A 26,420-nucleotide genomic window follows, 5' to 3' on the forward strand; every position below is an offset into this window, starting at 1 on the left:
TAATCTATTTTGCTAATGAAGCCGCGCCAATTACACCCGCTTCATTTCCTAATTCTGCTAGTTTGATCTTAGTGCTTTCACGTACTTGTGGGAAAGTAAATTGTTTGAAATAGTTTTCGACACGACTACGCAAGAATTCTCCTGCTGCCGAAACGCCACCACCGATTACGATTGTTGAAGGATTCAACGTATTACCAAGATTGCCGCAAGCTAATCCCAAATAGAAAGTCACTTTATCAACAACCATTAAAGCTAAATCATCGCCTTCAGCTTCAGCTAATTCAAAAACATCCTTACTTGTGATGTCTTCACCATTATCTAGACGAGCTTTTAGTTTCGAGCCGCCGGCGTATTCTTCCGCTAGTTTACGAGCGACACGAACAACTCCGGTTGCACTCGCGATAGTTTCTAGGCAGCCTCGTTTGCCACAGGTACACTCAAAACCGTTTGGATCAACTGTTATATGCCCAACCTCACCCGCACATCCGGCAATCCCGTGAAGTAATTGACCATTCATTACGATTCCGCCACCAACACCAGTGCCAAGAGTTATAAACACGACATCTTGTTCGTTGTCTCCTGCACCCTTCCAACGTTCACCCAAAGCGGCAACATTAGCATCGTTATCGATACTGAACTTAATTTTCGTTCCTTTTTCTATTTCACTTTTAACTTGTTGCAAGGTAGTCCAATTTAAATTGTAGGCGCCAATGACTGTTCCTGCTTCGATATCGACACTACCAGGCGTTCCCATGCCAATTCCCATGAATTGTTCTGGCTTCATATCATATAAAGCAAGATGATGGTTGATTGATTCAATGATGTCTGGAACAATATGAGAACCATCATCTAAAATATTCGTCTCAATACTCCATTTTTGCTGAATTTCACCTGCTTCAGTCAAAATTGCAAATTTCACAGTTGTTCCACCTAAGTCAATACCTAATAATTTTTTATCCACTTTAGTCACCTTCTCGACTTTCTTCAATGTGATGTTCTCGTTTTAATATGCCCCAGCCTTGCAAATAAGTATCACGATCAATAACACGACTCTCGTACAAATTCTTTAATTCAATCTGCATTAATTCGATATCGTATATTCGTTTACCAACATAAACATAGATACCAAATTGCTTTAAAAGCTGCTGTACATCATACAAACTTTCCATCAAACCACATCCCTAATATTATACAGAAAATTTTCTCTTTTTTATAGCCTATTTTTTTATTTCCTAGTTTATTTTTGATCCAATTATCCATTCTATATTTTAAAGTATTGATTGAATAGCCGCAATTCCAATACAATGATTCTTTCGATACTTACTTTCCAGTAAAAATTTTCTCTTACTTTATTGTTAAACACAAGCAGATAATTGTTTGGCTATCACCATTTAAAACGCGGACAACTTTGTCCGCGTTTATTCCTACATACTAAATTTTCTTAATCCAAAGAAAACAAAAAGAACGATAACAAAAATGAAAAACAATACAGCAGTGACTCGTGCCCTTGTGGTAAAGCGATCCTGCGAATAAGGTACCGCTAGCGCCCAGCCAGATAAAGCTCCTCCAATGATACCTCCTAAATGCCCCCAAATATCAATCGTGGAATCAAATAAACCAAAGGCTAAGTTCATTAAAATGAACAATGCAAACTGGCGAGTCAAAGCTTGAATTGCTCCGTTGTCCCGATAATGCAAACCAACTATTAAAAAGGCACCAAACAACCCAAAAATCGCTGTACTAGCACCACCAGATAACGTGGTCGGCTGATTAAATGCAAAGCTGGCAAAATTCCCCATCACACCACTAAGTAAATAAATGATTGCAAATCGCCAATGACCAAAAATTGCTTCGCATTGTTGTCCCATATAATAGAGCACAACACCATTCAAGGCGAAATGCATTAAACCAAAATGGATAAACATCGGTGTAATAAAACGCCAATACTGATGCTGCCAAATAACCGAAGGCGCAAACATTCCTAATTGGTTTTCTATGGATAATCCTGGTAACAAGTACTGCATTATAAAAACAATTGTATTAATTGCAAAAAGCGTGTACATCACATAAGGTCTGTCTTTTCTCATATATCCACCTCTCTTATTCTTCAATATTTTGACCAAATGGGGGTTGCTTAAGATAGAAATAACTGTTGAATTGGTTGATCAAACGCCTCTATCTGCCAATCTTCCATTAACTGCTCAGCAAACACAAAACTACATGTTTTTCCCTTATAATTCGCTAAGTAGCGATCATAATATCCACCGCCAAAACCGATTCGATAGCCCGCTCTATTAAAAATCAGCCCTGGGACAATCAGTAAATCCAGTTCGTCCGGTTGTGCCTTATCTTCGATGTCAGGCTCCTCCACACCGAATTTCGTCGTATAATATTCTGTCGTCGAATCGATCCAGTGAAAGATCATCTCACCCTTCGGCAAAGACTTAGGAATAGCAACTTTTCTTCCTGTTGCAAAAGCACGCTCAATTAGGGGGGCCGTAGGAAACTCGAGTGAAGTTGCCATCGTCACACCAATTGTTTTTACATCTTTCCACATACTGCTTCGAAAAAAATTATAATAAATGTTCTCAATTTGAACTTTTCTTTCCTCATTCTCTTTTATTTCTTCTAGCCGCCTGATCGCAAGTTGTCGTAGCTTTTCTTTCTCCATTTACTCACCTTCTTATCTAGAAATACTAACAAACTCAGAACAAAATAAAAAGGGGATTACTCCCCTTTAACAAATTCACTAGAAATTTGACGAGCAATCGCTAAACCGGCGATTGCATTAAAATGCAAATGATCCCCACTATCAAACATCGGATTCAGATATCCTGAGGATTTTTCAACGATTGAAGAAATATCCCATACATTAGTGTAGGTATTCAGTAACCAACGGTTGATCTCTTTCCTGACCTTTTCCTTCTGTTCGTCCATCTCAGGATAGTTCATACAGGGAGTCAACGTGCATAGTTGATAAGCTACCTTTTCATACTCACACACCTGAATGATCTTTTCTATTTCCTTCTGAAATTTTTTTACTGAAAAATCTCCGTGGATTAAATCATTAATTCCAATAAATAATATGACTTTTTTAATCCCTTTATGACTAGCGAAACATTTTTTCAAACGGTGAAACGCACCGTAGCCGTAAAAAAATTCTTTGGAATCCTTCGTCATAATATCGCTGCTTGACCTCAGTAAACAGCTGCCATTGATTCCTTGATTAACCAAATAAATATTTTGTTCACGAAATATTCTCTGCAGTGGTGCAGTCCATGTTGCCCCTTCAGTCAAAGAATCTCCTAATGCGATGACGCAGTCACCTGCAACTTCTGCCTCGATCGCCAATAATCCAGAGCAAAAGTTTGATATGGAAGTTGAAGCAAAAACATCAGCGTCATTAACGGCGAAGCCACTTTCCATTAAGTCGTTTTGAAAAGTAATCTGCCACTTTTGGGCCTCAGGGTCAATTGAGATTGGAGCTGTCCTAACTATTTCACCTGGAGCGATGGAGAGGTCACCAATTTGTTGTCGTCTATCATTTGTCTGAATAAACAGATTACGAATCTTTTCCACTTGATCCCCATAATCATTTGCAAAAACCAGCCTAATTGTTCCAACAGGCGCAATTTGGCGCAATGGCAGAAAAACCTGCTTTTCTCCATTACTATGATGAGCAATTCCTCTTTGTGCATGACTCCATATTGTTGTCCAGCTCATATAGTCAAAACTCCTTTCTATTTGCTTTTTTTCATTAGCTGTAAAATAAAATAAGGGGCGCCAATTAACGAGACAATAATTCCTGCTGCCATCTCACCATTTGGTAAAATAACCCTAGCTATAATATCACTAAACAGCAGTAATCCCCCGCCAATTAGGGCTGACATTATCAATGTTTGATTATTCTTTTTGCCCGTTACTTGTCGAGCAATGTGGGGCGCAATCAAACCAATAAAACTAATGCTTCCTGCAACTGAAACGCTCACTGCTGCCAAACAAACCGCACAAATTAAAAAGAATAACTGTGTTCGCTTCAATTTGACACCTAATCCGACTGCTACCTCATCCCCTAATTCTAAAACTTCTAATGAACGCCCGCGAAGTAAAATCAAAGGCAGTAAGCAAAAAATCCACGGTAATAATAGCAACACATGCTGACGAGTCGTCCCCCATATCGTTCCAGCCAGCCATGCTGTAACAAATTGATAATTATCCTTAGAGACTCGAATTGTTCCGATTAGAGTCAATGCTGAAATTCCAGCGTTAACCGCAACACCTGCTAAAAGCAAACGATTCGGTGTAATCCGTTCTGCTTGTCGTCCGAAGTAATAAACAAATCCTGTCGCGATAAAACTTCCGACACATGCAATCAAAGGTAAGTACCAACTGCTTTCACCTGTAACAAAAAAACCTAAATATATTAAAACCGTTAATCCAGCCCCCGCATTGATTCCTAATATTCCTGGATCAGCCAAATCATTATGAGTAATCGTTTGAAATAAATATCCGGAAACCGCTAATCCCACACCCGCTAGTATCGACACTAACATTCTAGGAAAACGAAAATCAAAAACGATTAATTGCTGACTTATACTCGCTTTATTTTGAAAGACACTAAGTAGATCATTTAAAGTAAGAGGAATAGTTCCCACTGTTAAACTGAGCAAAATACCCAAAAACAGTAAAAGAAATAAAATTATCCAACCCAGCTTTTTTCTCATAAGCTTCCCTTCCTAATCTGTAAAAGTAAAAATGGAACTCCGATAATTGTAATGATTACCCCTGGCGGTGTCTCCAGTGGCGGAGCAATTAATCGGGAAGCAATATCCGCAACAACAAAAAATAAGGCGCCAAATAGCCCTGAGGCCGGAATCACATAACGATAATCGTGTCCGACAAAAAAACGAACAACGTGTGGAACGATCAATCCAACAAAGCTGATTGTCCCAACAAGAGCAACAGAGCTACCGGATAAGAGTAAAACAATGAAAAGAGTCAATTGACGGATTCGAGCAGGATTTTTACCTAACGAAGTTGCTGTATCATCCCCTAAACTCAGTATGGTTATTTGCGGACTGATTAAGCAAGCTCCAATGAGCCCTAGTAAAATCAGTGGAAAAATCGTTTGCAATTGACCCCACGTAAGATTTGAAGTTCCGCCGACGAACCAAAATGTCATATCCTGATTCAAGTCAAGCAACAAACTGACACTTTGACTAATTGCCGTGAAAAAAGAACTAATAGCGGCTCCTAATAAAATAATTCGAACAGGAGATAAGCTAAAAGAAACCTTAGTAGAGATAAAGTAAATCAGTAGAATTGATACAGAGGCTCCAACAAATGATCCAATTATGCCGATCGCTGGAGAAGGTTGCTCATTCATTGCAAAAACTAGTGCAAGTCCTAATCCTGCTCCAGAGTTGATACCAAGCAGCCCAGAATCTGCGATTGGGTTAGATGTGATTCCTTGAATCAAGGCACCAGCTATTGCGAAGGCTGATCCAACTAGGACTGCTCCTATCATTCTTGGAAGGCGTAAATAACGAACTAGTTGTTCTCCTTGATTAGCAGGATCAAAATTTAACAAGGCTTGATGAACATCTGCCCATTTACTGGTAACTGCTCCATACCTCAAAGAGAAAAACATCGCTAAAATAAGGAACAAAGCAACGATAAGAAAAAAGTATCTTCGTTTAACCATTTCACTGCTCCTTTACTAAATCATAAGCAATAACTAAAGGTTTCTCACTATTTGGTAATGTAGCAAAAGTGGCTTGTATATCAAATAAATTTAATAATTTTTCAGCTGTAAAAATTTCTTTTGGCGTTCCTTGAAAAATTAATTCACCTTTTTTCATTCCTAATAAATAATCAGAAAAACGCGAAGCATGATTCAAATCGTGAATTGTCATCAGAATCGTTTTTCCTTGTCGATTTATTTCTTGCAACAATTCCAAAATCTCTAATTGATGTGCCGGATCTAAAAAAGTAATTGGTTCATCTAAAATTAATATATCCGTATCCTGCGCTAACGCCATGGCAATCCAAACACGTTGCTGCTGTCCCCCTGACAAAGTTGTCAATGTCCGTTCTTTTAAAGCTTGTAGATTCGTGGCTTCTAGAGCCCAATTAATTAATCGATGGTCTTCTTCTTTCAAACCTGAAAATCCTTTTTGATAAGGAAATCGTCCATAGGCAACAATTTCTTCCACACTCAGTCCATTTACCTGACTACTTGATTGTGATAAAGAGGCAATCTTTTGTGCGACTGATTTAGTATCCAATCGCTGAATATTTTCACCATCAATAAAAACTTCTCCTTTAGCTGGCTCAAGAATACGTGCCAATCCCTTTAGAAAAGTAGACTTCCCACTACCATTTGGACCGATTAGGCTAGTAATCTGCCCTTTGGGAATTTCTACTGTAATATCCTTCACAATTACTTTTTTATCGTATCCGATTGAAAGATCAGCTGTAGTTAATTTTGTCATAGATCTTCCTCTTTTCTCTGATAATCGTTCTCAATTATGACCTTCTTTTTCACCATCGTCAACCATTTGTGAAAGAAAACTCTCTGTTGACACCCTTGATTCTTTCAGTAATAATATCAATTGAGAACACTTCTCAATTAACCTCAAAGGAGTTTTTTTATGTTCAAAAAAATAATTTTAGGAACTGCTGCCTTATTGGCTTTGTTTAGTCTATCCGCTTGTGGCCAAAGCAGTGACGACAAAGATACAAATAATGACGTTCAAACATTAACTGATGCACAGAATCACAAGGTCGATGTTCCAAAGAAGCCTAAAAGGATTATCGCCTCGTATTTAGAAGATTACTTAGTTGCATTAGATGAAAAACCTGTGGCACAGTGGACCGTTGGTAAAGGGAAAATTCAAAATTATCTGCAGGATAAGTTAAAAGATGTTCCAACGATTAACTATGATTTACCTTATGAAAATGTATTAAAGTTTGAACCAGACTTATTATTAATCGGATCAAACGGTTCTTTAGAAGGCGGGAAATATAAAGAATACGCTAAAATTGCTCCAACGTATGTAGTAAAAAATGGGGACAACGTTACTTGGCGAGATCAACTTGAAGACATCGGAAAAGTACTAGGTAAAGAGGACGAGGCCAAAAAGGTTGAGAATGACTATGACCAATTGGTGGATAAAACAAAAAATGACTTGAAGGACAAAATCCAAGGCAAGTCAGCAGTTGTCTTATGGGTAACAAATAATTCCGCGTTCATGGTGGCAGATACTCGTTCTAGCGGTCAACTTCTTTATCAGGAATTAGGATTTGAGATTCCTCAATTAACTAAGGATATCAGCAAAAAGGCAACCGCTGACTTCTCACAAGTTTCATTAGAAAGTCTTTCTCAGTTAGATGCTGATTACATTTTTTTAGTTAATAGTGATTCTGGAGCTGCGATGTTTAAGGATCCTTTGTGGAGCAATATACCGGCAGTAAAAAATAATCAATTGTATGAATTTGATGGCGAATCAAGCTGGTTATATAATGGACCTATCGCCTATACCAAAATGGTTGAAAATATTCGCGAAGTCTTAAAATAAAAAGCCGACCTGATCAAGTTTCCTTCTGTTTTAAGAAGGAAACGATCAGGCGGCTTTTACCTTTTATTACGACGCGACCGTGTAGCTGAAGCTACTTCTTCTTTTTTTACCAAGAATTTCAAACGATACGGCTCGTGATAACGAACCCCGTCCTTAACGAAATCTCCACCAACAATAAATAATCCAATTGGACTCAGTGGTTCATTTTGTCGGATTGTTCCAATCGTTTCAAGGTCACGATAATTTTTTCCAATCTGTAATCGATAGGTGCTAGAATCGATCTGTTTCACATAATAATAAGGATATAGTGTATTTTCTTCAATTAAGAACCCTTCTTCTTCTGTTAAATCACGTGTCTTAATTTCATTATCATCGATTAATGCTTGAATATTTTCGACTAACCGTAATTGGTAGTCCTCGGTAAAATCAACTGAGATTTCCTGCGCCTGTTCAAACACTTTCTTCTTTTTTTGTTGTTTTTCATTTTGAATGTTAAAGGCATCATCTGGCAAATATTTAACAAAAAGCTGCGTGATGTCTCCTTTTAAATTTTTATCTAAGAAATAAAAGAAAAAATTCAAAATAATGAAATAGACCAATCCAACAAAAACTAAGCCATAGAGTACTAATTGCAAATAGTTTTGGTTAAGCCAAAGTCCATAAACAATACGTAAAATATAAATGGTAGGTATGATACTTAGCAACGTATATGCACGGTTGGAATATTTAGGACTGATATCCAAAAAGCCTAAAAATTTATTTAAACCATTTATTATGTCTAATAGTATCGTCATTGTGTATCACCTGCCTCTGAGCTTGCTGAATCATTGGCTGGCTGTAGCTGTTGTGAAGGTGTTGTTTGTGACTCCTCTACAGAAGATGATGGCGAGACAGAGTCGTTAGAAATAGAGGACTGTGTATCTACAGATTGGTTCCTTTTGATTGTACTTGCCTCAATATTATTGTTTGTGTTAGATACTTCCGTTGACGATTGTTCGTTGATTGTGCTCGTTTCATTAATCATACTATTTGAATTACGAGAAGAATCAGTCGTAGAAGTAGTTGATGACTCTGACGTTGGTGTGGAATCTTTTACTTGACGATAACTGGAATTATTCAAAATTCCTGAAGTCGTAGCGATCAAAATCGAAAATGTTAAAAGAGCAATGGGCTTCAAAATCGGCGGAACTTTACGCATCGGATCCTTCCTTTCTAAAATTATTTTATTTAATAACTAGTTTTATCACTGGAAGGTTAGCTTTTGTTTAGGATTCTATGAATTTTTTATGTAGATTTCTGAAAACACGTCAGAAAAACTTTGGTTTATTGATAAAAAAAAGTCAGCAATCGAATAGATTGCTGACTCGTAAGTGCGGTTATTTTACTTCTTTATGCAAAGTAACTTTGCGTTCGCGTGGGCAATATTTCATTTTTTCCAAACGATCAGGATTGTTACGTTTGTTTTTATTTGTTAGGTAGTTACGTTCTTTACAAGAAGTACATTCTAAAGTGATGTTTACGCGCATGATTTTCCCTCCCTTGTAAATACAAGTTTTCCAAGATATTTCTCAGACTTTGATATCATATCATGTTTTGATTTCCTTGACTAGTCTTTTTTCAAAATTTGTTAAGTAGTTCTACTTGACGATTTTAAAGTTGCGCCTCAATATCCTTTGCAATATCTTCAGGCTTCGTTTGCGAAGCGTAGCGTTTTATCACGTTTCCTTCACGATCAATAAGAAATTTTGTAAAATTCCATTTAATTGCCTTGTTAAGTAAACCACCTTGCGCGGTCTTTAAATAGCTGTACAATGGAGCTTCGTTTTCTCCATTTACATCAATTTTAGCAAATGTTTGAAACGTCGTATGATATTTCAACTGACAAAATTCTGCAACTTCTACATCCGTTCCAGGAGCTTGATTGCCAAATTGATTGCAGGGAAAATCAAGAATTTCAAACCCTTTAGCTTTGTACTGTTCATACAAATTTTGTAATCCTTCGTATTGTGGGGTGAAACCACAACCTGTTGCAGTATTAACAATTAATAGGACCTTTCCTTGGTAATCCGCTAATGATTTTTCAGTTCCATCGGTCTGTTTTACTTCAAAATTATACACTGACATGTTTAGCACTCCTTTTTCATAGTGGTCATTCTTTTTCTTGGAGAAGAGATCGTTTTACTCATTAATCGTTCATCAGAAAAAGCTAAGGAGCAATGCCCCTTAGCTTTATTGTACGCCATATGTGTCCGCAAATGCATTTATAATGTCTTTTGCAATAGCCTTATTTGTATCATCATGTTCTTCATCCAAGTTTGGAAGCATTACACTAATCGCGATCTGAGGGTTGTCATAAGGGGCATAAGCTACAATATTACTATTAATAGTACTTTCACCATTTTCGGCAACAGTCTCAGCCGTTCCGGTTTTTGCAGCGGGATCTAACTTGGCAGAGGCTAAATCTTTAGCCGTTGTATACGCATCGCTTCCATGCACCGCCTGGTAAAATCCTTGCTTGATAATTCCCATTTGGTCAGCTGTAATATTCACTTGATCTAACTTTTTCCCTGTAATTTCTTGTTGCAGCTTTCCTAAACCGCCACTTTCATTGTTCCCGTATATCCCTTTAACTACATGGGGAGAAATTCTAGTTCCGCCATTGGCTACTGTTGAAGCATACTGTGCTAACTGCATTGGAGTATACGTGTCATATTGTCCAAATGACAAATCGAGTAAATTCCCGCCACCAGGACCGTTTTCTTTCCCAAATTGTTCATTTACTAAACCGGGAGATTCATTTGGTAAATCAATTTGTGTTTTAACACCCATTCCATATTCGGCAAACGCCTTACGTAATTTGTCATACATTTCCTTGGATGAAGCACTTTCCGGTAATGTCATGTTTTGCTGGTATTGAACCCCCAACATTCGTAAGACAATCTGCATCATATACGCATTAGAGGACCACTCCAACGCCTTAACAGTATTCAGCGGGATTTGATTTCCTAATACCTTATTATAGATAGAACCTTTCAACGCTGTTCCAGACAACTTAATCGGTTGATCAATTAAGGTATCATTTCCGCTTATTACACCTGTTTGATATCCAGCAGTTACCGTACCAGCCTTGACTACAGATCCAGGCACAAATGCACTAGTAATCGTTCCCAAGGTATTTTCTTCTATATTTTTACTATTGATATCATGAGTGAAGCCTGTCATCGCTAATACTTCACCTGTGTTAGGATTCATTGCAACTGCGTAAGCACCGGGTGAGTATTTCGCAACACCGCTATCGATCAAACCTTGGTAGTGATTCTTTAAGATATCCTCCACTTTTTTCTGGAAGTCTGAATTAATTGTAAGAACAAGATTCGATCCCTTTTCTCCTGCTTTGACCTCTTGCTGTTTCTCAATCGTACCATTTTGATTCAGGGTTACTTTATATTCCCCTTTTTTACCTTGCAGCTGTTCCTCATATTGCTTCTCTAGGTAACTCTTTCCGACACGGTCATTACGCGCATAGCCTTTTTTCAATAATGCATCTGCTTCCTCAGCAGGCAGACCTTCTTTTTCTGTAGTGATTGTACCTAAGATACTTTTCAGCGAGCCGTCTAAATCATTATTATAAGAACGGTCCCAGTCTGTACCTGTAGAAACGCCGGGTAAATCAGAGGCCCGCTCAGCGACTACAGCCAACTCTTCATCAGTGACACCTTCGTTTTTAATGAAGACCGTACTTAGTGCTGACGCCGCATTCATTCGTTTAAAGATCGTTGCGACTTTCATTTGTTCGTCATTAAGTTGAATCTCACTATCTTTGACTTTATCGACTAACTTCTGATATTCATTCGTAGTGTCTAAATTTTTCTCCTTGAAGGATAAACGATCTTCAGCCTCTTTCAAGTGGTCTTCGTCCGCCAACCAATAGTCTTTTTTATCACGTGTCGTCAAATTCTCATCTGCAGGAACATCGATCAATTTGTTTAGTTCCGTTGCAAGTTTAAGAATTTCTTTCGCTTTCATCTCATTTCCGCGAGTAAAAGTAATAGCACTATTTGGCGTGTTCTTCACTAATGCCGTACCCTTTGCATCGTATATCTCTCCTCGAGGAGCATTTTCCTTAACAGTTATGGTCGTTGAAGCCTTCATTTCCGCCTTCATCTTGTCACCTTCGACAATTTGAAGATAGCCTAATCGTGAAACTAAAATCACGAACAAGCCAAAAATGACAAAAAACAAAAAGTTTAACCTAAACGGAATATGACTTCTATTTTGATTTCGCCCGCCTTCGTCCGCCAGCTTCAATTTTTCAAAAAATTTTTTAAATGGATTTGTAAATTTCATTCATCTGTTCCTTCCACTTTGACAGTTACTTGTCTTATTGTAGCCGAAAAACAGTTTTTTCAAAAGGATTATTCGTCCTTCCTTTACCATAGTTTAATAACTTTATACTCTTTCCTATTCAAAAAGCCAAAGTGTTTCACACGATAATGAAAAAATTTTATTAGCTTAACTTTTTTTGCGTAAAATGTGGGTTCTTATTAGATCAAAAACACATTTTACGTGAAACAATCACTTTTCGATTTGCCTGTGGAAAACTTTATTGATTTAGAAGTTGAGTATTACGCATTTTTTTTTAAAGTTTTCCACAAATGAATCGTTTTTATGTATTCACTTAACGTATAAGTCCAAAAAAGAAAGGGGCTGGGACATAAATCCAGCTCCATAAAAATAGGCATCAGAGAAAATCGATGATTTTCTCTGATGCCTATTTATTTTCCCTACAAAGAAAGAGAACTCTCTGATAAACTTAAAGCGTCGAAACAAAAAGTCTGGAGGGTTCTCTTATGTTTAAAAATTATAACACAAATCAGGTCGTTTTACCGCTAGATTTTACACTTGTCATTCCGGAAAATGATATTGCTAGACTCATCGATTCTTTTATTGAGAGCATCCCGGATTCAGAATTTGAGGCTTTCAAACATGATCGCGGGGCGAGCTCTTTTCACCCGCGCATGATGTTGAAGTTGCTTCTATGCGCTTACGCGCAATCAATCACCTCTGGTCGTAAGATTGAAGGGTTGATGAAAGATAGTATTCGAATGATGTGGCTCGCGCAAGGGCACGAACCTAGTTATCGCACAATCAATCGGTTCAGAGTCGATTCTCGGGTGTTGCCTCTGATTCAGACTTGTTTTGTCCAACTGCGTTCGCACTTGGTAGAAACGAAACAAATAACCGAAGAAGCTATTTTTATTGATGGCACAAAAATTGAAGCTGCGGCCAATAAATACACCTTTGTTTGGAAAACTGCCATAGAGAAAAACCACAAGAATTTAGAAAAAAAATCCTTAGAAGCTTATCAAACGCTCGTCGAACAAGAGATCATCCCAGCACTTGAACGGGAATCTGATGGTGAATTATCAAAAGAGGAAATTCATGCGCTCACTACTCGTTTGACTGAAACAGTCGAACAATACGACGAAGCAATTGAACAAGAACCTATCGGTTCTGTTCGTAAGCAGCTTCGCTCCAAACGCAAACTGCCAAAGGTTCAGCTCAAACATTTCCGCTCCCATCAAGAGCGTGTTCAAAAATATGAGCACCAGTATCGTATTCTAGGTGATCGCAAAAGCTATTCCAAGACAGATACAGATGCGACATTCATGCGAATGAAAGAGGATCACATGCGTAATGGGCAATTGAAAGCTGGCTATAACCTTCAAATCGCTACGAACAACCGATATGTATTAGGGTATGATCTTTTTGCGAACCCTACAGATACTCGAACCCTTCAACCCTTTTTAGAAACGTTGCAGGCGCAATTTCTCCCTTTACCCCCTTACATTGTAGCGGATGCAGGCTATGGCTCAGAAAGTAATTATCGCTTCTTTGAGGATGAGCTTCCTCAACAGACACCGTTGATTCCTTATAGCACGATGATCAAGGAACAGAGTAAGAAATGGCAAACCGACGAAAAGAAAGTCATGAACTGGGACTATTTTGAAACGGATGATTACTACGTCGATCCTAAAGGCGTTCGCTTCAACTTCAACACTTATCGTACAGAAACAGACGACTACGGATTTGAACGAGAGTTCAAAGAATATGTGGCCGAAACAAAGGATGCTAATCAGAAGAAACTACCAGAGGCATTCACACCAGGCGGCTATCGAAGAAAAATCAAAGTCAATCCGTCATTAGAATATTTCAAAGCGCAACAACGAGACTTGCTTTCAGCACCAGAAACCAGTGCAATCTATGCCCAGCGTAAGATTGACGTGGAATCAACTTTTGGTCATCTGAAGGCATGTTTGAAATGGACACGCTTTTCCGTTCGAGGGAAAGACAAAGTAAAAAATGAAGTAGGGATCGCTTTAATGGCAGTCAATATGAAGAAAATGATGCTTAATAGGCAACATGAGAGCAATACGGGAAAAACAAGTTATAAAAAAACAGGGATCAAAATCGTTTTTTCGATTTTGATCCCTGTTTTTAGTTGAGCTTAGGATTTATGTCCCAGACCCTTCAGCTTAATTACGACTTAGATTGTCGATATCATCCTTAATTGCTTCAACAAACATATTCAAATCTTGGGCTTCTTGCTCTTCACTACCATAACGACGAACATTTACTGAAGCACTCTCAACTTCTTTATCTCCAATAACTAATAGATAAGGAATTTTTTGTGTTTGTGCTTGACGAATCTTGTAGCCAAGTTTCTCGTTACGATCATCAACTTCGACACGAACGCCTTCACGAACTAGACGATCTTTTACTTCATAAGCATAATCTCCGTGATGCTCTGGTGATACTGGTAAAATCGCTACTTGTTCAGGTGCTAACCATGTTGGGAAGGCTCCTTTGTATTGTTCAATCAAATAGGCAGTGAATCGTTCCATTGTTGAAACGACACTACGGTGAACAACCACCGGACGATGTTCTTTTCCATCTTCACCAATATATGTTAAATCGAAACGCTCTGGTAACAAGAAGTCAAATTGAATTGTCGAAAGTGTTTCTTCTGTTCCAATTGCAGTTAAAACTTGAACGTCCAATTTAGGTCCATAGAAGGCTGCTTCTCCATCCGCTTCAAAGTAATCAAAACCTGATTCATCCATTACTTCTTTTAACAGCCCTTGAGAAGTTTCCCACATTTCATCATCATCAAAATACTTTTCAGTATTTTCAGGATCTCGATAGCTTAGACGGAAACGATAATCTTCGAAGCCAAAGTCTTTGTATACTTCTAAAATCAAGTCTAAAGTGCGACGAAATTCTTCTTTAATTTGATCTGGACGGACGAAAATATGAGCGTCGTTCATAGTCATCTCACGAACACGTTGTAAACCAGACAAAGCTCCAGATTTTTCATACCGATGATCCATTCCAAGTTCAGCTAAACGAATTGGCAATTCACGATAAGAGTGAATATGATTTTTGTAAATCATCATGTGGTGTGGACAGTTCATTGGACGTAAAACTAATGATTCTTCCCCGTCTCCCATATCCATTATTGGGAACATATCTTCCTTATAATGATCCCAGTGTCCAGATGTTTTATATAGGCCTGTATCAGCCAAGACTGGTGTATAGACATGCTCATATCCCATTGAGATTTCTTTATCAACAATGTAACGTTCAATGATACGACGAATCGTTGCCCCTTTTGGCAGCCAGAATGGAAGTCCCGAACCAACTTCTTGTGAAATCATAAATAGGTCTAATTCTTTTCCTAGTTTACGATGATCACGTTCTTTGGCTTCTTCACGCATTTTTAAGAAATGATCCAAATCTGCTTGATTAAAGAATGCTGTTCCATAAACACGCTGCATCATTTTATTGTCAGAATTTCCTCGCCAATAAGCACCTGCGACAGATAATAATTTAAAAATCTTGATTTTCCCAGTTGATGGTACATGTGGTCCACGGCATAAGTCAGTGAACTCGCCTTGTGTATAGGCTGTGATGACTTCGTCTTCAGGCAGATCCGTGATCAACTCTACCTTATAAGGGTCATAGCTGAAGAAATCTAAAGCTTCTTTTCGACTCATCACTTTACGCTCAATCGGCAGATTTTCTTTGATAATCTTCTTCATTTCTTTTTCAATTGCTGGGAAATCTTCTTCACTAATTTGTGCGCCTTCACCATTATCCGTATCATAATAGAAACCGGACTCAATGGCTGGACCGACACCGAAATGCATATTTGGGAATAAGCGACGAATTGCTTGTGCCATTAAGTGTGCACTTGAATGACGAACAAGTGGCAAAGCTTCTTCATCCTTTTCAGTGATGATTTTTAAGTCCGCGTCTTCTTCGATTGCTCGATTCAAATCTTCTAGCTCACCGTTTACCACAACAGCTAATGCTTTTTTGGCTAATGAACTGGAAATACTTTTTGCAATTTCTAAGCCAGTAATACCATTGTTAAACTCTTTTGTAGATCCGTCTGGAAATGAAATTTTTACCATCCTGTAATTCCCCCTTGTTTGTTTTGATTGATAAAAAAAGTCCTAGTACCGAAAACGGTACTAGGACGAATAAACGTGGTTCCACCTAATCTTTGAGCAGAGTTTCTGCTCCTCACAAGCGATAACGGCGCTGTCCGCCTCTGCATTTATGCAGAAGTCTCAGAAAGTGGTCATTCCTTGTGCTTGTCTGGAAAAGTTTCAGCCATGCTTTTCCTCTCTGTTAAACAGCCTCCAAGTTCAGTTGTCTTTCTTCATCAATCAATTACAAAGTCATTATAAACACTTATTGATTTGAATTGCAAGTATAATATGAATTATTTCCACTTGCCACCTTGCGCATATTTTCCTTTTTGCATTTCATTAATGATTACATGGATATTCTCTTTAGGTGCTCCGGCAGTTCTTGAGACTGCTTCCGTTACTTCTTCCACCATTTTCGTTAATTGTTCTTCTGTTCTTCCTTCGACTAACTCAATGTGAACAAATGGCATAACAAATCGCTCCTTTTATTTATATAGTTCTATCGTTTCATATTTTATCATAAGTAAGAATAAAAAGAGAGAGCAAACCCATTTCTGGTTTCAACCGAATGAATACAATAATTACCTATATTTTCAAGTCGAATTGTTATTGAAAGCCTTCTCTTCATGGTAGAGTATATGCATAAGATGGGAGGAATTATCATGGACATTTATTTGCACTTTAAAGATCAAGCAGCAGAAGCTATTATGTTTTACGAAAATGTGTTTAAAACAGAACCTGCTAAAATTATGACTTTTGGAGATATGCCTCAGGATGATGAGCATCCGATAGATGAATCAATAAAGAAGTTGGTGATGAATTCAAGCTTGATAATTAACGATACAACGATGATGATCTCTGACAGTCCTGAAGGATTAGCCCCACCAATAACTATTGGAAATAATATTGCTTTAGTTTTTAATGCCTCCACCGAAGAAGAGGCATCAGATATTTTTCTACAATTGGCAAAAAACGGAGTGATCCTATTACCACTTGAAAAAACATTTTGGGCAAAATTGTATGGCATGGTAAAAGATCCATATGGTGTCATTTGGCATATTAATCTTTATTGAAGGAAGGTTGAGTAGTCATGGAACAGCAATTTAGCTGTTGTCTCTGGTTTGATGGTCAGTTAGCTGAAGCAGCTGACTTTTATATGAAAACATTTGAAGACAGCAAGAAAAAGAATGAAACTCATTTTATTAGTAATGAACACGGTACGATTGGCGACTTGTTAACCGTTACTTTAGAATTAGCAGGCACTGAATTTCTTTTATTGAATGGCGGACCGGATTTCGAACCAACTCCTGCCATTTCTTATGTTGTTAACTGTGAAAACGAAAAGCAACTCAATGACGTTTGGAAACAATTGAATCAGAGCGGTGAAACTTTGATGGCTTTGACTGACTATCCTGAGCTTGGCAAATTTGGTTGGACGAATGACCGCTATGGGGTTTCTTGGCAGGTTCGCTTGGGAGAGAGCTTACAGACGATTATTCCCTGCATTATGTTTGCGAATAAAAATTATGGATTGGCTCAAGCGGCTATCGATGAATGGATCACAACTTTCGGCGGAAAGCAAACTTTCGTTATAAAAGGAAAAGATGACCGTTTACGTGCCTCTGGCTTTCAGCTTCGGGGTCACGATTTGATTATCATGGATAGCCCTGAAAAACACGCCTTTGACTTTTCCATGGGAAATTCCTTTTACTTTTATTTTAACGATCAAGCAGACATTGATCATGTGTGGAACTTAATCACTAAGAATGGAAAAGAATGGCCATGCGGTTGGATGGAAGACCGTTATGGTGTTTCTTGGCAAACTGTTAACAAGGACCTGTTGGCGTGGACGAATGATTCAAATTTGGAAAAAGCTCGACGTGCCACGGAAGAGATGTACAAAATGAAAAAAATTGATCTTGCTAGGATCAAACGCGCTCATGACGGTATTCTTTGATTTCATCAAAAAAGAGGAGAACCCTCCTCTCAGACTGTAGACAAAGTCCATTTTATGGATGCTGTCTACAGTTTTTTCTTTTATAATGGATTTATGAAACCGAATACAGGAGGGATAGTTTATGATGTCCAAAAACAATACGAATGGTAGAAACCAATTCGCGATGCTCACGATTGACGATCTGGTTCCTCATGATCACCTTGTTCGAAAGATTGATGCGGCGATTGATTTTGAGTTCATTTATCCAATTGTTGAAGAGACTTATTCAACTTTAGGACGACCAAGCATTGACCCCGTTATTCTTATCAAATTAGTGTTTATCCAATACCTCTTTGGGATTCGCTCCATGCGACAAACAATTAAGGAAGTCGATACCAATGTCGCTTATCGTTGGTTTTTAGGATTTTCCTTCGAAGAAGACATCCCGCATTTTTCCACTTTTGGTAAAAATTATGTCCGGAGGTTTCGAGAAACCACGTTGTTTGAAGACATTTTTGCTTATATTTTGGGACAAGCAGTCAAAGCAGGCTTTGTGACAGAAGATAACTTATACTTTGATTCGACGCACATCAAAGCCAATGCCAATAAACATAAGTTCACGAAGGAAATGACTCATGACGAAGCGAAAGCCTATAAAGATGAATTAGAAGATGAAATCAATCGTCAACGAATCGTAGCAGGAAAACGCCCTTTTACTTTGGACTTAGAAAAGGAAGTGGAGCTGAAAGAAAGAAAAATAAGTAAGGCCGATCCAGAAAGTGGCTACTATGTCAAAGGCGAACGAGAAAAACAGTTTGCTTATTCTGCCCATACATCCTGCGATGACAACGGATTTGTTCTTAGCACGATCGTGACTCCCGGAAATATCCATGACAGTCAAGTCGCGTTCCAACTCGTCAAACAATCGAAGAGACTTTTTCCAGAAATCAAACGAGTGGTTGCGGATGCTGGCTATAAGACCCCGAAGTTTGTTCACTTTTTGACACACTGGAAACTTCGGCCAATTTTACCCTACTCACGCCCGAGAGGAAAGAAAGGGTTGTTACCAAAAAAGGAATTTGTCTATGATGAGTGTCACGATTGCTATCTTTGTCCTAACGATCAAATGTTAAAATTTTCTACAGTCAACCGAGAGGGCTATCGAGAATACAAATCAAATCCGAAAAAATGCATAAGTTGCCCGTTGCTAAGAAGCTGCACGAAAAGTAAAAATCATCAAAAAGTGATCACACGACACGTTTGGGCGAATTTGATGGATGAAATTGAGCAGCTTCGCCTGACAGATTTGAATAAAGAGATTTACAAAAAGAGAAAAGAAACGATCGAGCGAATATTTGCAGATGCAAAAGAGAAGCATGGGATGCGTTGGACCAAGTATCGAGGCTTGGAAAAAGTCGCGACGCATACGATGCTAGTGTTTGCTGCAATGAATTTGAAGAAACTGGCCACGTGGCTATGGAAAGGCAAAGAGCCTTTATTTTTTTTGCTCTGAATTTCGAAAGGAAACATATAAAAAGACGACCCAAACTCGAACTACGAGTTTGGGTCGTCTTTTGTCTACAGTCTGAGAGGAGAACCCTCCTCTTTTTTTTGCGCAAACTCTCCTTTTGCCTCTCCTTACTCTTATGTGCTATACTATTATGCTGTTATAAACAGTTGACGTAAAAATAAAGGGGGATGCTCAATGAACGCGAGAGAGTACGAACAAGAGCACGTCCAGCAAACAAGCGCTTTGATTCAACAGGAAATTGCTTTTTTGGACAGCCAAAAAAAAGAAACCAAATCAAAATTTGATACAGATATGTTAGAAAATGCTGGTCAAAGAATTCAAGGTGGTTCCTTTGAGGCATTAGCTGAAACCATGGCTGATACACGACAGCACGAAGCAGAGCTGCTTTTACGCTATCAAACATTCGCTTCACAAGAAAAACGTCAAAGAGTGTTGAAATTGATGGGAGAAAATCCTTATTTCGCGCGCATCGATTTTAAAGAGGATCAAGAGGCTGAGACGCTTTATTTAGGTATCGCTTCTTTGAGAGATACACAAGAAGAAACGGTCGTAATCGACTGGCGGGCACCTATCGCGAATCTCTACTATGAAGGAACACTCGGCCAGACAGAATACGAAGCTCATGATGCGATTATTCCTATCGAATTATTATTGAAGCGGCAATTCAAAATTCGTGAGGGGCAAATACTATCGATGGTTGATACCTCAGAAGCGATTAATGACGATTTCTTATTGGAAATCTTAGATGAAGCCTCTTCAAACCATATGAAAAATATTGTAGCAACGATCCAGCGTTCGCAAAACGAAATCATTCGTGATACGAGAAGTAAGGTTTTAGTTGTTGAAGGAATTGCCGGTAGTGGAAAAACCTCTGCTTTGCTTCAACGAGTTGCTTATCTGCTTTATCACAACCGAAAATGGTTAGAGAATGAACAGGTCTTATTGTTCTCCCCTAACCACATTTTTTCAGATTATATTTCAACTGTCTTACCCTCATTGGGAGAAAGCGGCATACCAACAGAAACCTTTAAAACTTTTTTGGGCGCGCTATTACCTATGTATCATATTCATACCGAAGAAAGCCACGAAGAAGTCTTTCTTTCTGGACAAGATGATCGAGTACTGCGAGCAAAAAGTAGTTTTGCAATTGTTCAGGAATTGTATAAATATGTTGACCGAATCGCTGACTTGGGCCCATTATTTCGTGACCTCAAGCTAAATCAAGATGTTTTAATCTCAAAACGACAAATCCGCAGTTGGTATCAAGAGGCTAATCCTGAATTACCGATGTATCAACGAATGCAGTTGTTGCAAACGAAATTGTTAAAAAAATTAGGCGGCTTAGAAAAAGACGAAATGAAAAAAGACTGGGTCAAAAAAGCAGCGGATGAGTTAGTTGACGCTGTCTTTATTAATAATCCCGATATGGAAGATTCAGAAAAGGCTGAACGTCGTTTGCGTCGGCAAATGGCACAGAAAGTCGTCCGAAAGAAATTGCGACCACTCCGCAGACAAATCAATCGTTTCGGATTCATTAATTATGCGAAGCAATACTTGCATTTTTTGCAAAGCCTGCCGAAACGTTTATTAGCAGATTATCAATTGACAGAGGGTAATTGGAAAACTATGCTTGAAGAGCTATTAAAGGACTTCAAGCGAAAAGATATCAGTTTAGAAGACGGGACCTTGCTGTTTCTTCTGATGAAGTCCATTCATCCACTCGACGTAAAACAAAAGGCTCGCTTCATTTTTATTGATGAAATGCAGGATTTCTCTCCAGCCCAGGTGGCTTTGCTACGTCATTTATATCCAAGAGCAACCTATACGTTGTGCGGCGATTTAAACCAAAAGGTCTTTGGTAATGAAAGCATGGTTCATTCCTTAGAAGAAATTTTTCCTGATCAAGCTTTGACGCATTTTGAATTAACGACTAGTTATCGTTCGACGGAAGAAATCACTCATTTTGCAAATCAGTTTCTGACTCAAGAAAATCGAGTTGAATTAACTGCACGAGTTGGCGACCTACCAAAAGTTTATTATGCGAATGAAACACGTCAAATGATTGATGGGTTAATTCATCAAATTGACGAAACAGCCGAACTAGCTAAATACTGGCGCACAGCTATTATCGCAAAAACAGTCGAAGAATGTCAGACGCTTTATGATCAATTGACCTCCGAACAAAAAGATCACGTACAGTTGTTGACTGATGAAGAAGATTTTATGAAGAAAAGTCTGATTATTATTCCCACTTATTTAGCAAAAGGGTTAGAATTTGATCGTGTCTTTGCTTGGAACGTCTCACCAGAGAATTATTACACAGAGCAAGATAAATTAATTCTTTACACCGTTTGTACTCGTGCGATGCACGAACTGAATCTTTTAGTCATTGGAAAGAAAAGTCCTTTACTAGAAACAATTCCCGAAAACTTATATGTACAGGCTTCTTTCGAATAGAAAGCTTTAATAAAAAACCATCCAGCTCTTATTAGAGTTGAATGGTTTTTTTATAAGCTAGTCTTCTAACTCAACATTGTGATAGACCTGTTGAACGTCTTCTAGTTCATCCAACACATCAATCATCTTTTCAAATTTTTCTAAATCTTCCCCAGTGAGAGTTACTTCGTTTTGTGGAATCATTTGCATTTCTGCGACTGAAAATTCTGTGATCCCTTTTTCTTTCAAAGCTTCTTGAATTGCATTGAAGTCTTCGGGTTCTCCATAAACGATAACTTGACCCTCTTCATCCACAACATCACGAACATCAATTTCCTTGTCCATCAGATATTCTAAAATTTCATCTGCATCTTCACCTGAGAAGCCGAATAACGCAGTGTTGTCAAACATATAAGCAACTGCACCAGAGACACCCATATTTCCACCGTTCTTGCCAAATGCTGCACGAACGTCTGATGCTGTCCGGTTTACATTATTCGTTAAGGCATCAACGATTACCATTGAACCATTAGGACCAAAGCCTTCATAACGTAATTCTTGGAAAGTTTCGTCTCCTGATCCCTTCGCTTTTTCAATTGCGCGATCAATAATATGTTTTGGCACATTGTACGTTTTAGCACGTTCGATTACGAAACGTAATTTTTGATTTGCATGCGGATCAGGTTCACCTGATTTTGCTGCTGCATAAATCTCGATTCCAAATTTAGCGTAAATTTTACTGTTGTTTGCATCTTTCGCAGTCTTTTTTGCTACGATATTCGCCCATTTACGTCCCATGTTTTCACTTCTCTTTCGTTAATTTCATACTTTCTCATTATAACGGCTCATTTAAGCTTTGGAAAGTATTTTTATGCTTGAATAGGAAATCGTCCAATTGTTTGTTCTTGCTGATGAATCAATTGATAGATCTGATCGGCACGATAAGTCAAAAAATGCTTCTCTTTTTCTTTTTGACCAATTTTTGCTGCAATCGGTAAAGTAAACTGTTTTTTTCGTTTGTTCAGATACGCTTGACCTTTTTTAGTAAAACCTAATATATGAAGCATTGAGTTTTCTTGCTCAGAGATAATTTCTGTTTCTTTGATCTGCAACAAAACATAGGTCAAAAGTCGCTGCAATCGTGGCTGAGTATATCGTTTAGTACTAATTAGCTGCAGGTATTCTGAAAAGCTGGCCGCTTCCTGCTCGATTAAACGATGCTCAACCCCTTCTCTCATTTGATAGATTTCTCGAAGGTCGCTTAAGGAATTAGCACGAAGTTGATAATTTAAGTAGGGCCAGAAATCTGACCACGATATTTGCGTATTTCGTAACGCTTCCAACGTCTTACTAGGAACAAAAGCGGATATATCCTCGCCTGCGAATACTGCATGTCGGATTCCTGTAGCACTTGCAAACTGATCCATGATTAATGACTCGTCGTGATAGCCTTGATCCATTCTAGCTAAAGGAAAAATTTCCATCGGTTGTGCATACAACGCATTTTCCTTCGCATAGCTCAATCCTAAAATATGATTGGGTGGAAAATTCTGCGCCTTCGGGTAGAGCTGTGAAACCACCTCTGCCATTTTTTCAGGATAACTCCATCCAATTGGTAACTCATGAAATAATTGATCAATAGCAGGCTTCTTCTCAATAAAGAAGCGTCCATAATTCGCATAGTCAAATTGGTGTTCATTATCTGTGCCAAAACAGAGTGCATCACACTTGAGTGCCTGCAATAATTTAATGCTTCCCTTAGCAAAATAGTCTGCAGATTGAACCGCCCATGAAAAAGGCAGCTCGACCACGAGATCAACACCATTTTCTAGTGCCGCTGCTGCACGAGACCATTTGTCAGTGATTGCAGGCTCACCTCTTTGTAGAAAGTTACCACTCATCACCGCGACAACAACATCCGCACCGCTTAATTCTCGTGCTTTTTTTGCATGATAACGGTGTCCATTATGAAATGGGTTGTACTCCACCACGATTCCGCAACTTCGCATTTTTCGACTCCTCACTTACTATCATTTAATTGCTATTCTGTACATTCTCACAATGAAAAATTCACAAAAAAACCGAGATTTCTCTCGGTTACTTATTACAAACAAAAAACCAACGTTTGCTTTTTTCATTTGGATGTTCATCCATAAAATCTGCGAAGACTTCCACTTTAAATCCAACCTCAGTAAGCATTTTTTGATACATATCTAAAGGATAGGTTCTCTCTTTGTGCAATTCATCAAACCGCTCAAATATCTCCTCTTCCTGTTTTACAAAAAAAGTTAAAAAGTGTTCAATACTGTGGACCGAATCGCCAGGATAGCTATCCCACAAAAAGGCAAAATCCTCAGTCTGATCGTGATAACAATATTCAGGAAAGATCGTGTCAATTTGGTAAGTTGAATGAACGTCAAAAATGAAAGTTCCTGCTTCCTTCAACAACTGATAGACCCCTTCAAAAACTTGCTTAACTTGTGAGGCATCCTGCATATAGCAAAGAGAATCAGAGAAACAGGTTACAGCTTGATAGCTTCCAATATCCGTTAAATCCAGCATATCTCCAGCAATCCAATTGACTGCAACCCCCTCTTGAAGAGCACGGTCATTGGCAAGTGTCAGCATTTCTTCTGATAAATCTAAACCAGTCACGTCAAAATCCTTTTTTGCAAATTCTACTGCTAATGCACCAGTCCCACAAGCTAATTCTAATAGTTGATTGGTTTCTTTGGGTAGATGACGCAATGAAAAATCCAACCATTGCTGATATAAAGAATCATCCATCACCTCATCATAAACAAAAGCAAATGTTTCATAAGCCATTAGTCTAACCAAGCCTCGATATTCTCAAGTGGTGCATCTGACCACAGCTTTTCTAAATTATAAAATTCGCGCTCTGACGTGCTAAATACATGGACAATTACATCACCTAAGTCAATCAAGACCCATTTACCGCCATCTTTTCCTTCAATACGCTTAACCTCTACTTGCGCCTCTTCCTCTTTATCAACGATTTCATCTACAATAGCATTGATTTGACGATCAGAGTTTGCTGAACAAATCATGAAATAATCCGCCAATAATGATACCTTTGAAACGTTTAATGCCACAATATCAACTGCTCGCTTTGAATCAGCTGCTTTAACGGCGATTTCTAACATATTTTTACTATCTATGATAATTCTCCTCCTTATTTTTCATACCATACGACATTCTTCTAAACAACTAGAATACTTAGTTGCTTCATTCAATCATTATTTTATCCCAGCAACCCACCGATTATACGTTTCAATTGTTTTCGGATAGACTGGATTCTCCGCCTCAATTAAATGAGCCAGCGTATGTTTTGTTTCAAATGCGACTGCCTGATCTAAATCCCTCAAAGCAATCACACGTGCATCTTCAACACCAGGGAAAGATCTCCCTGGTTCAATATAATCTGCCACATAAATTATTTTGTCTAACAACGTCATCTCTGCCGCTCCCGTTGTGTGGAGACGGATCGCATTTAATATTTCCTCATCTGAAATATTCAGCTCACGAGCCACAAACTCCGCACCAACAAGACCGTGCCAAATAGCGTTACCATATTTTAATAGCTCTGTTTTATTTGCGTAATTTCCTCGTTCAATCGCAAGTTGGAATTCTTCATCTGAACGTTCCTTAGCATAATCATGGGTTAAGGCAGCGATACTCGCTTTTTCTGGCGATTCACCAAACTGCTCTGCCAAAGCAATCGCAGTTTCTTCTACACCCAACACATGTTTAAAACGTCGCTCACTCATTCGCATTTGAACGGCTTGCATCAATGCCTCACGATCCATTACTGTATATCTATCACTATACTTCATCAAGATACAATCCTTCTTCCGCAATATACTCTCGTACACGATCTGGTACCAGATACCGAATAGAGCATCCCTGATTCACTTGCTTTCGAATGTAGGATGAAGACAGCTGGATCTCTGGAACATCTACCCAAATAATTGGGTATGGGCTCTCTAGTGCATAGCCGGCCCGTTTAACCCCTACGAAGTTGACGATACGCACAAGCTCATCAATCCGGTGCCACTTAGGCAGATAGGCTACTTCGTCTCCACCAATGATAAAATAATACTCCGTATCTGGATTTTCTGTGGTTAACTCTAGCATTGTATCAAAGGTATAGCTTTTCCCTTTTCGAGCCAGTTCTCTAGTATCCACTGACAAAAAAGGATTATCTTCAATCGCCAGCTTGACCATCGCAAGTCGATGCTCGCTATCAATAGTCTTCTTTTCATCCACATGCGGCGGTAAATAACTCGGCAACAGGTGTACTTCATCAAATCCCATTTTTTGTCCCACCTGCTCAGCGATCATTAGGTGCGCGTGATGGATAGGATTAAAATTCCCCCCTAGCAGTCCTACCTGCTTCTTCGGCAGCATAGTATCTGTTA

27 protein-coding genes are annotated in these 26,420 nt (G+C 38.6%); 6 read left to right on the forward strand and 21 right to left on the reverse strand.

The annotated features are described in order from the left end of the window. Nucleotides 1-4: 4 nt before the first annotated feature. From J9537_RS09625 to J9537_RS09660, 8 genes are all read right to left on the reverse strand, one after another. Complete coding sequence (locus J9537_RS09625) at nt 5-961, reverse strand: ROK family glucokinase (protein WP_010746044.1); 957 nt, start codon at nt 959-961, stop codon at nt 5-7. Between the two features lies 1 nt (nt 962). Next, a complete protein-coding gene (locus J9537_RS09630) occupies nt 963-1,169 on the reverse strand; it encodes a YqgQ family protein (protein WP_010746043.1) in 207 nt (68 codons plus the stop codon). A 255-nt stretch (nt 1,170-1,424) separates the two neighbouring features. Next, nucleotides 1,425-2,087 carry a rhomboid family intramembrane serine protease gene (locus J9537_RS09635; protein WP_218255973.1) on the reverse strand — a complete coding sequence of 221 codons (663 nt, stop codon included), beginning with the start codon at nt 2,085-2,087 and terminating at the stop codon, nt 1,425-1,427. A gap of 47 nt (nt 2,088-2,134) precedes the next feature. After that, nucleotides 2,135-2,671: a 5-formyltetrahydrofolate cyclo-ligase gene (locus tag J9537_RS09640; RefSeq protein WP_218255974.1), complete on the reverse strand. Its 537-nt coding sequence runs from the start codon at nt 2,669-2,671 to the stop codon at nt 2,135-2,137. Between the two features lie 56 nt (nt 2,672-2,727). Continuing rightward, complete coding sequence (locus J9537_RS09645) at nt 2,728-3,723, reverse strand: GDSL-type esterase/lipase family protein (protein WP_218255976.1); 996 nt, start codon at nt 3,721-3,723, stop codon at nt 2,728-2,730. A 17-nt stretch (nt 3,724-3,740) separates the two neighbouring features. Beyond that, entirely contained in the window at nt 3,741-4,724 is a 984-nt protein-coding gene (locus J9537_RS09650) for a FecCD family ABC transporter permease (RefSeq protein WP_218255977.1), read from the reverse strand. Beyond that, a complete protein-coding gene (locus J9537_RS09655) occupies nt 4,721-5,704 on the reverse strand; it encodes a FecCD family ABC transporter permease (RefSeq protein ID WP_218255978.1) in 984 nt (327 codons plus the stop codon). Before J9537_RS09655 ends, J9537_RS09650 begins: the two co-directional genes overlap by 4 nt. Nucleotide 5,705: 1 nt before the next feature. Continuing rightward, on the reverse strand, nt 5,706-6,494 hold the full coding sequence (locus J9537_RS09660; RefSeq protein WP_218255980.1) for an ABC transporter ATP-binding protein: 789 nt from the start codon (nt 6,492-6,494) through the stop codon (nt 5,706-5,708). Between the two features lie 159 nt (nt 6,495-6,653). Between J9537_RS09660 and J9537_RS09665 the strand changes: the two genes are divergently transcribed. After that, complete coding sequence (locus J9537_RS09665; RefSeq protein WP_218255981.1) at nt 6,654-7,580, forward strand: ABC transporter substrate-binding protein; 927 nt, start codon at nt 6,654-6,656, stop codon at nt 7,578-7,580. A gap of 56 nt (nt 7,581-7,636) precedes the next feature. Here the strand turns inward: J9537_RS09665 and J9537_RS09670 are convergent, their stop codons facing one another. The 5 genes from J9537_RS09670 to J9537_RS09690 all read right to left on the reverse strand — a co-directional run bounded on the left by J9537_RS09670 (nt 7,637) and on the right by J9537_RS09690 (nt 11,927). Next, entirely contained in the window at nt 7,637-8,374 is a 738-nt protein-coding gene (locus J9537_RS09670; RefSeq protein WP_218255983.1) for a DUF6681 family protein, read from the reverse strand. Continuing rightward, entirely contained in the window at nt 8,371-8,778 is a 408-nt protein-coding gene (locus tag J9537_RS09675) for a hypothetical protein (RefSeq protein WP_218255984.1), read from the reverse strand. The genes J9537_RS09670 and J9537_RS09675 overlap by 4 nt, the downstream gene beginning before the upstream one ends. Before the next feature lie 178 nt (nt 8,779-8,956). Next, nucleotides 8,957-9,106 carry a 50S ribosomal protein L33 gene (rpmG, locus tag J9537_RS09680; RefSeq protein ID WP_010740369.1) on the reverse strand — a complete coding sequence of 50 codons (150 nt, stop codon included), beginning with the start codon at nt 9,104-9,106 and terminating at the stop codon, nt 8,957-8,959. A gap of 124 nt (nt 9,107-9,230) precedes the next feature. Continuing rightward, on the reverse strand, nt 9,231-9,704 hold the full coding sequence (locus J9537_RS09685; RefSeq protein WP_218255985.1) for a glutathione peroxidase: 474 nt from the start codon (nt 9,702-9,704) through the stop codon (nt 9,231-9,233). Between the two features lie 105 nt (nt 9,705-9,809). Continuing rightward, a complete protein-coding gene (locus J9537_RS09690; protein WP_218255987.1) occupies nt 9,810-11,927 on the reverse strand; it encodes a penicillin-binding transpeptidase domain-containing protein in 2,118 nt (705 codons plus the stop codon). Between the two features lie 503 nt (nt 11,928-12,430). Here J9537_RS09690 and J9537_RS09695 point away from each other — a divergent pair. Beyond that, the gene (locus J9537_RS09695) at nt 12,431-14,086 is read left to right on the forward strand and encodes an IS1182 family transposase (protein ID WP_245001251.1); all 1,656 of its coding nucleotides are present in this window, start codon (nt 12,431-12,433) and stop codon (nt 14,084-14,086) included. Nucleotides 14,087-14,116: 30 nt separating this feature from the next. Here J9537_RS09695 and thrS read toward each other — a convergent pair whose 3' ends face one another. Both thrS and J9537_RS09705 read right to left on the reverse strand, forming a co-directional pair. Beyond that, nucleotides 14,117-16,057 (reverse strand): threonine--tRNA ligase, encoded by a 1,941-nt coding sequence (gene thrS / locus J9537_RS09700; RefSeq protein ID WP_218255989.1) that lies wholly within the window; start codon nt 16,055-16,057, stop codon nt 14,117-14,119. A gap of 314 nt (nt 16,058-16,371) precedes the next feature. Next, nucleotides 16,372-16,548, reverse strand: coding sequence for a 2-hydroxymuconate tautomerase (locus tag J9537_RS09705; RefSeq protein ID WP_010746030.1), 177 nt, complete (start codon nt 16,546-16,548; stop codon nt 16,372-16,374). A 192-nt stretch (nt 16,549-16,740) separates the two neighbouring features. On the opposite strand from J9537_RS09705, the gene J9537_RS09710 reads away from it, so the two are divergent. The 4 genes from J9537_RS09710 (at nt 16,741) to helD (ending at nt 22,002) form a co-directional block, all read left to right on the forward strand. Next, nucleotides 16,741-17,151 (forward strand): VOC family protein, encoded by a 411-nt coding sequence (locus J9537_RS09710; protein WP_218255990.1) that lies wholly within the window; start codon nt 16,741-16,743, stop codon nt 17,149-17,151. A gap of 17 nt (nt 17,152-17,168) precedes the next feature. Beyond that, nucleotides 17,169-18,035 carry a VOC family protein gene (locus J9537_RS09715; RefSeq protein WP_218255992.1) on the forward strand — a complete coding sequence of 289 codons (867 nt, stop codon included), beginning with the start codon at nt 17,169-17,171 and terminating at the stop codon, nt 18,033-18,035. A gap of 121 nt (nt 18,036-18,156) precedes the next feature. Then, nucleotides 18,157-19,527 carry an IS1182 family transposase gene (locus J9537_RS09720; RefSeq protein ID WP_218255993.1) on the forward strand — a complete coding sequence of 457 codons (1,371 nt, stop codon included), beginning with the start codon at nt 18,157-18,159 and terminating at the stop codon, nt 19,525-19,527. A 192-nt stretch (nt 19,528-19,719) separates the two neighbouring features. Then, a complete protein-coding gene (helD, locus tag J9537_RS09725; protein ID WP_218255994.1) occupies nt 19,720-22,002 on the forward strand; it encodes an RNA polymerase recycling motor HelD in 2,283 nt (760 codons plus the stop codon). Between the two features lie 57 nt (nt 22,003-22,059). On the opposite strand, the gene J9537_RS09730 is transcribed toward helD, so the two are convergent. The 6 genes from J9537_RS09730 to J9537_RS09755 all read right to left on the reverse strand — a co-directional run bounded on the left by J9537_RS09730 (nt 22,060) and on the right by J9537_RS09755 (nt 26,409). Then, nucleotides 22,060-22,779, reverse strand: coding sequence for a YebC/PmpR family DNA-binding transcriptional regulator (locus J9537_RS09730; RefSeq protein ID WP_218255996.1), 720 nt, complete (start codon nt 22,777-22,779; stop codon nt 22,060-22,062). A 71-nt stretch (nt 22,780-22,850) separates the two neighbouring features. Continuing rightward, nucleotides 22,851-23,990: a nucleotidyltransferase gene (locus tag J9537_RS09735; RefSeq protein WP_218255997.1), complete on the reverse strand. Its 1,140-nt coding sequence runs from the start codon at nt 23,988-23,990 to the stop codon at nt 22,851-22,853. A gap of 88 nt (nt 23,991-24,078) precedes the next feature. Beyond that, the gene (locus J9537_RS09740; RefSeq protein WP_218255999.1) at nt 24,079-24,807 is read right to left on the reverse strand and encodes a class I SAM-dependent DNA methyltransferase; all 729 of its coding nucleotides are present in this window, start codon (nt 24,805-24,807) and stop codon (nt 24,079-24,081) included. Then, on the reverse strand, nt 24,807-25,163 hold the full coding sequence (gene rsfS / locus J9537_RS09745) for a ribosome silencing factor (RefSeq protein WP_278758301.1): 357 nt from the start codon (nt 25,161-25,163) through the stop codon (nt 24,807-24,809). Before rsfS ends, J9537_RS09740 begins: the two co-directional genes overlap by 1 nt. Nucleotides 25,164-25,238: 75 nt before the next feature. After that, complete coding sequence (gene yqeK / locus J9537_RS09750; RefSeq protein ID WP_218257361.1) at nt 25,239-25,835, reverse strand: bis(5'-nucleosyl)-tetraphosphatase (symmetrical) YqeK; 597 nt, start codon at nt 25,833-25,835, stop codon at nt 25,239-25,241. Beyond that, complete coding sequence (locus tag J9537_RS09755; RefSeq protein WP_376713204.1) at nt 25,825-26,409, reverse strand: nicotinate-nucleotide adenylyltransferase; 585 nt, start codon at nt 26,407-26,409, stop codon at nt 25,825-25,827. Before J9537_RS09755 ends, yqeK begins: the two co-directional genes overlap by 11 nt. Between the last annotated feature and the right edge of the window lie 11 nt (nt 26,410-26,420).

The organism is Enterococcus raffinosus (assembly GCF_019175485.1).
Lineage (GTDB): Bacteria > Bacillota > Bacilli > Lactobacillales > Enterococcaceae > Enterococcus_A > Enterococcus_A raffinosus.

Coding starts and splice junctions, on each gene's coding strand:
- helD (WP_218255994.1), top strand. CDS start 19,720: ATGAACGCGAGAGAGTACGAACAAGAGCACGTCCAGCAAACAAGCGCT.
- J9537_RS09715 (WP_218255992.1), top strand. CDS start 17,169: ATGGAACAGCAATTTAGCTGTTGTCTCTGGTTTGATGGTCAGTTAGCT.
- J9537_RS09640 (WP_218255974.1), bottom strand. CDS start 2,671: ATGGAGAAAGAAAAGCTACGACAACTTGCGATCAGGCGGCTAGAAGAA.
- J9537_RS09735 (WP_218255997.1), bottom strand. CDS start 23,990: ATGCGAAGTTGCGGAATCGTGGTGGAGTACAACCCATTTCATAATGGA.
- J9537_RS09655 (WP_218255978.1), bottom strand. CDS start 5,704: ATGGTTAAACGAAGATACTTTTTTCTTATCGTTGCTTTGTTCCTTATT.
- J9537_RS09660 (WP_218255980.1), bottom strand. CDS start 6,494: ATGACAAAATTAACTACAGCTGATCTTTCAATCGGATACGATAAAAAA.
- J9537_RS09635 (WP_218255973.1), bottom strand. CDS start 2,087: ATGAGAAAAGACAGACCTTATGTGATGTACACGCTTTTTGCAATTAAT.
- J9537_RS09685 (WP_218255985.1), bottom strand. CDS start 9,704: ATGTCAGTGTATAATTTTGAAGTAAAACAGACCGATGGAACTGAAAAA.
- J9537_RS09755 (WP_376713204.1), bottom strand. CDS start 26,409: ATGCTGCCGAAGAAGCAGGTAGGACTGCTAGGGGGGAATTTTAATCCT.
- J9537_RS09720 (WP_218255993.1), top strand. CDS start 18,157: ATGATGTCCAAAAACAATACGAATGGTAGAAACCAATTCGCGATGCTC.
- J9537_RS09705 (WP_010746030.1), bottom strand. CDS start 16,548: ATGCCATTTGTTCACATTGAGTTAGTCGAAGGAAGAACAGAAGAACAA.
- thrS (WP_218255989.1), bottom strand. CDS start 16,057: ATGGTAAAAATTTCATTTCCAGACGGATCTACAAAAGAGTTTAACAAT.
- J9537_RS09650 (WP_218255977.1), bottom strand. CDS start 4,724: ATGAGAAAAAAGCTGGGTTGGATAATTTTATTTCTTTTACTGTTTTTG.
- J9537_RS09695 (WP_245001251.1), top strand. CDS start 12,431: ATGTTTAAAAATTATAACACAAATCAGGTCGTTTTACCGCTAGATTTT.
- J9537_RS09645 (WP_218255976.1), bottom strand. CDS start 3,723: ATGAGCTGGACAACAATATGGAGTCATGCACAAAGAGGAATTGCTCAT.
- J9537_RS09710 (WP_218255990.1), top strand. CDS start 16,741: ATGGACATTTATTTGCACTTTAAAGATCAAGCAGCAGAAGCTATTATG.
- J9537_RS09670 (WP_218255983.1), bottom strand. CDS start 8,374: ATGACGATACTATTAGACATAATAAATGGTTTAAATAAATTTTTAGGC.
- rpmG (WP_010740369.1), bottom strand. CDS start 9,106: ATGCGCGTAAACATCACTTTAGAATGTACTTCTTGTAAAGAACGTAAC.
- J9537_RS09740 (WP_218255999.1), bottom strand. CDS start 24,807: ATGGCTTATGAAACATTTGCTTTTGTTTATGATGAGGTGATGGATGAT.
- J9537_RS09665 (WP_218255981.1), top strand. CDS start 6,654: ATGTTCAAAAAAATAATTTTAGGAACTGCTGCCTTATTGGCTTTGTTT.
- J9537_RS09690 (WP_218255987.1), bottom strand. CDS start 11,927: ATGAAATTTACAAATCCATTTAAAAAATTTTTTGAAAAATTGAAGCTG.
- J9537_RS09675 (WP_218255984.1), bottom strand. CDS start 8,778: ATGCGTAAAGTTCCGCCGATTTTGAAGCCCATTGCTCTTTTAACATTT.
- yqeK (WP_218257361.1), bottom strand. CDS start 25,835: ATGAAGTATAGTGATAGATATACAGTAATGGATCGTGAGGCATTGATG.
- J9537_RS09630 (WP_010746043.1), bottom strand. CDS start 1,169: ATGGAAAGTTTGTATGATGTACAGCAGCTTTTAAAGCAATTTGGTATC.
- J9537_RS09730 (WP_218255996.1), bottom strand. CDS start 22,779: ATGGGACGTAAATGGGCGAATATCGTAGCAAAAAAGACTGCGAAAGAT.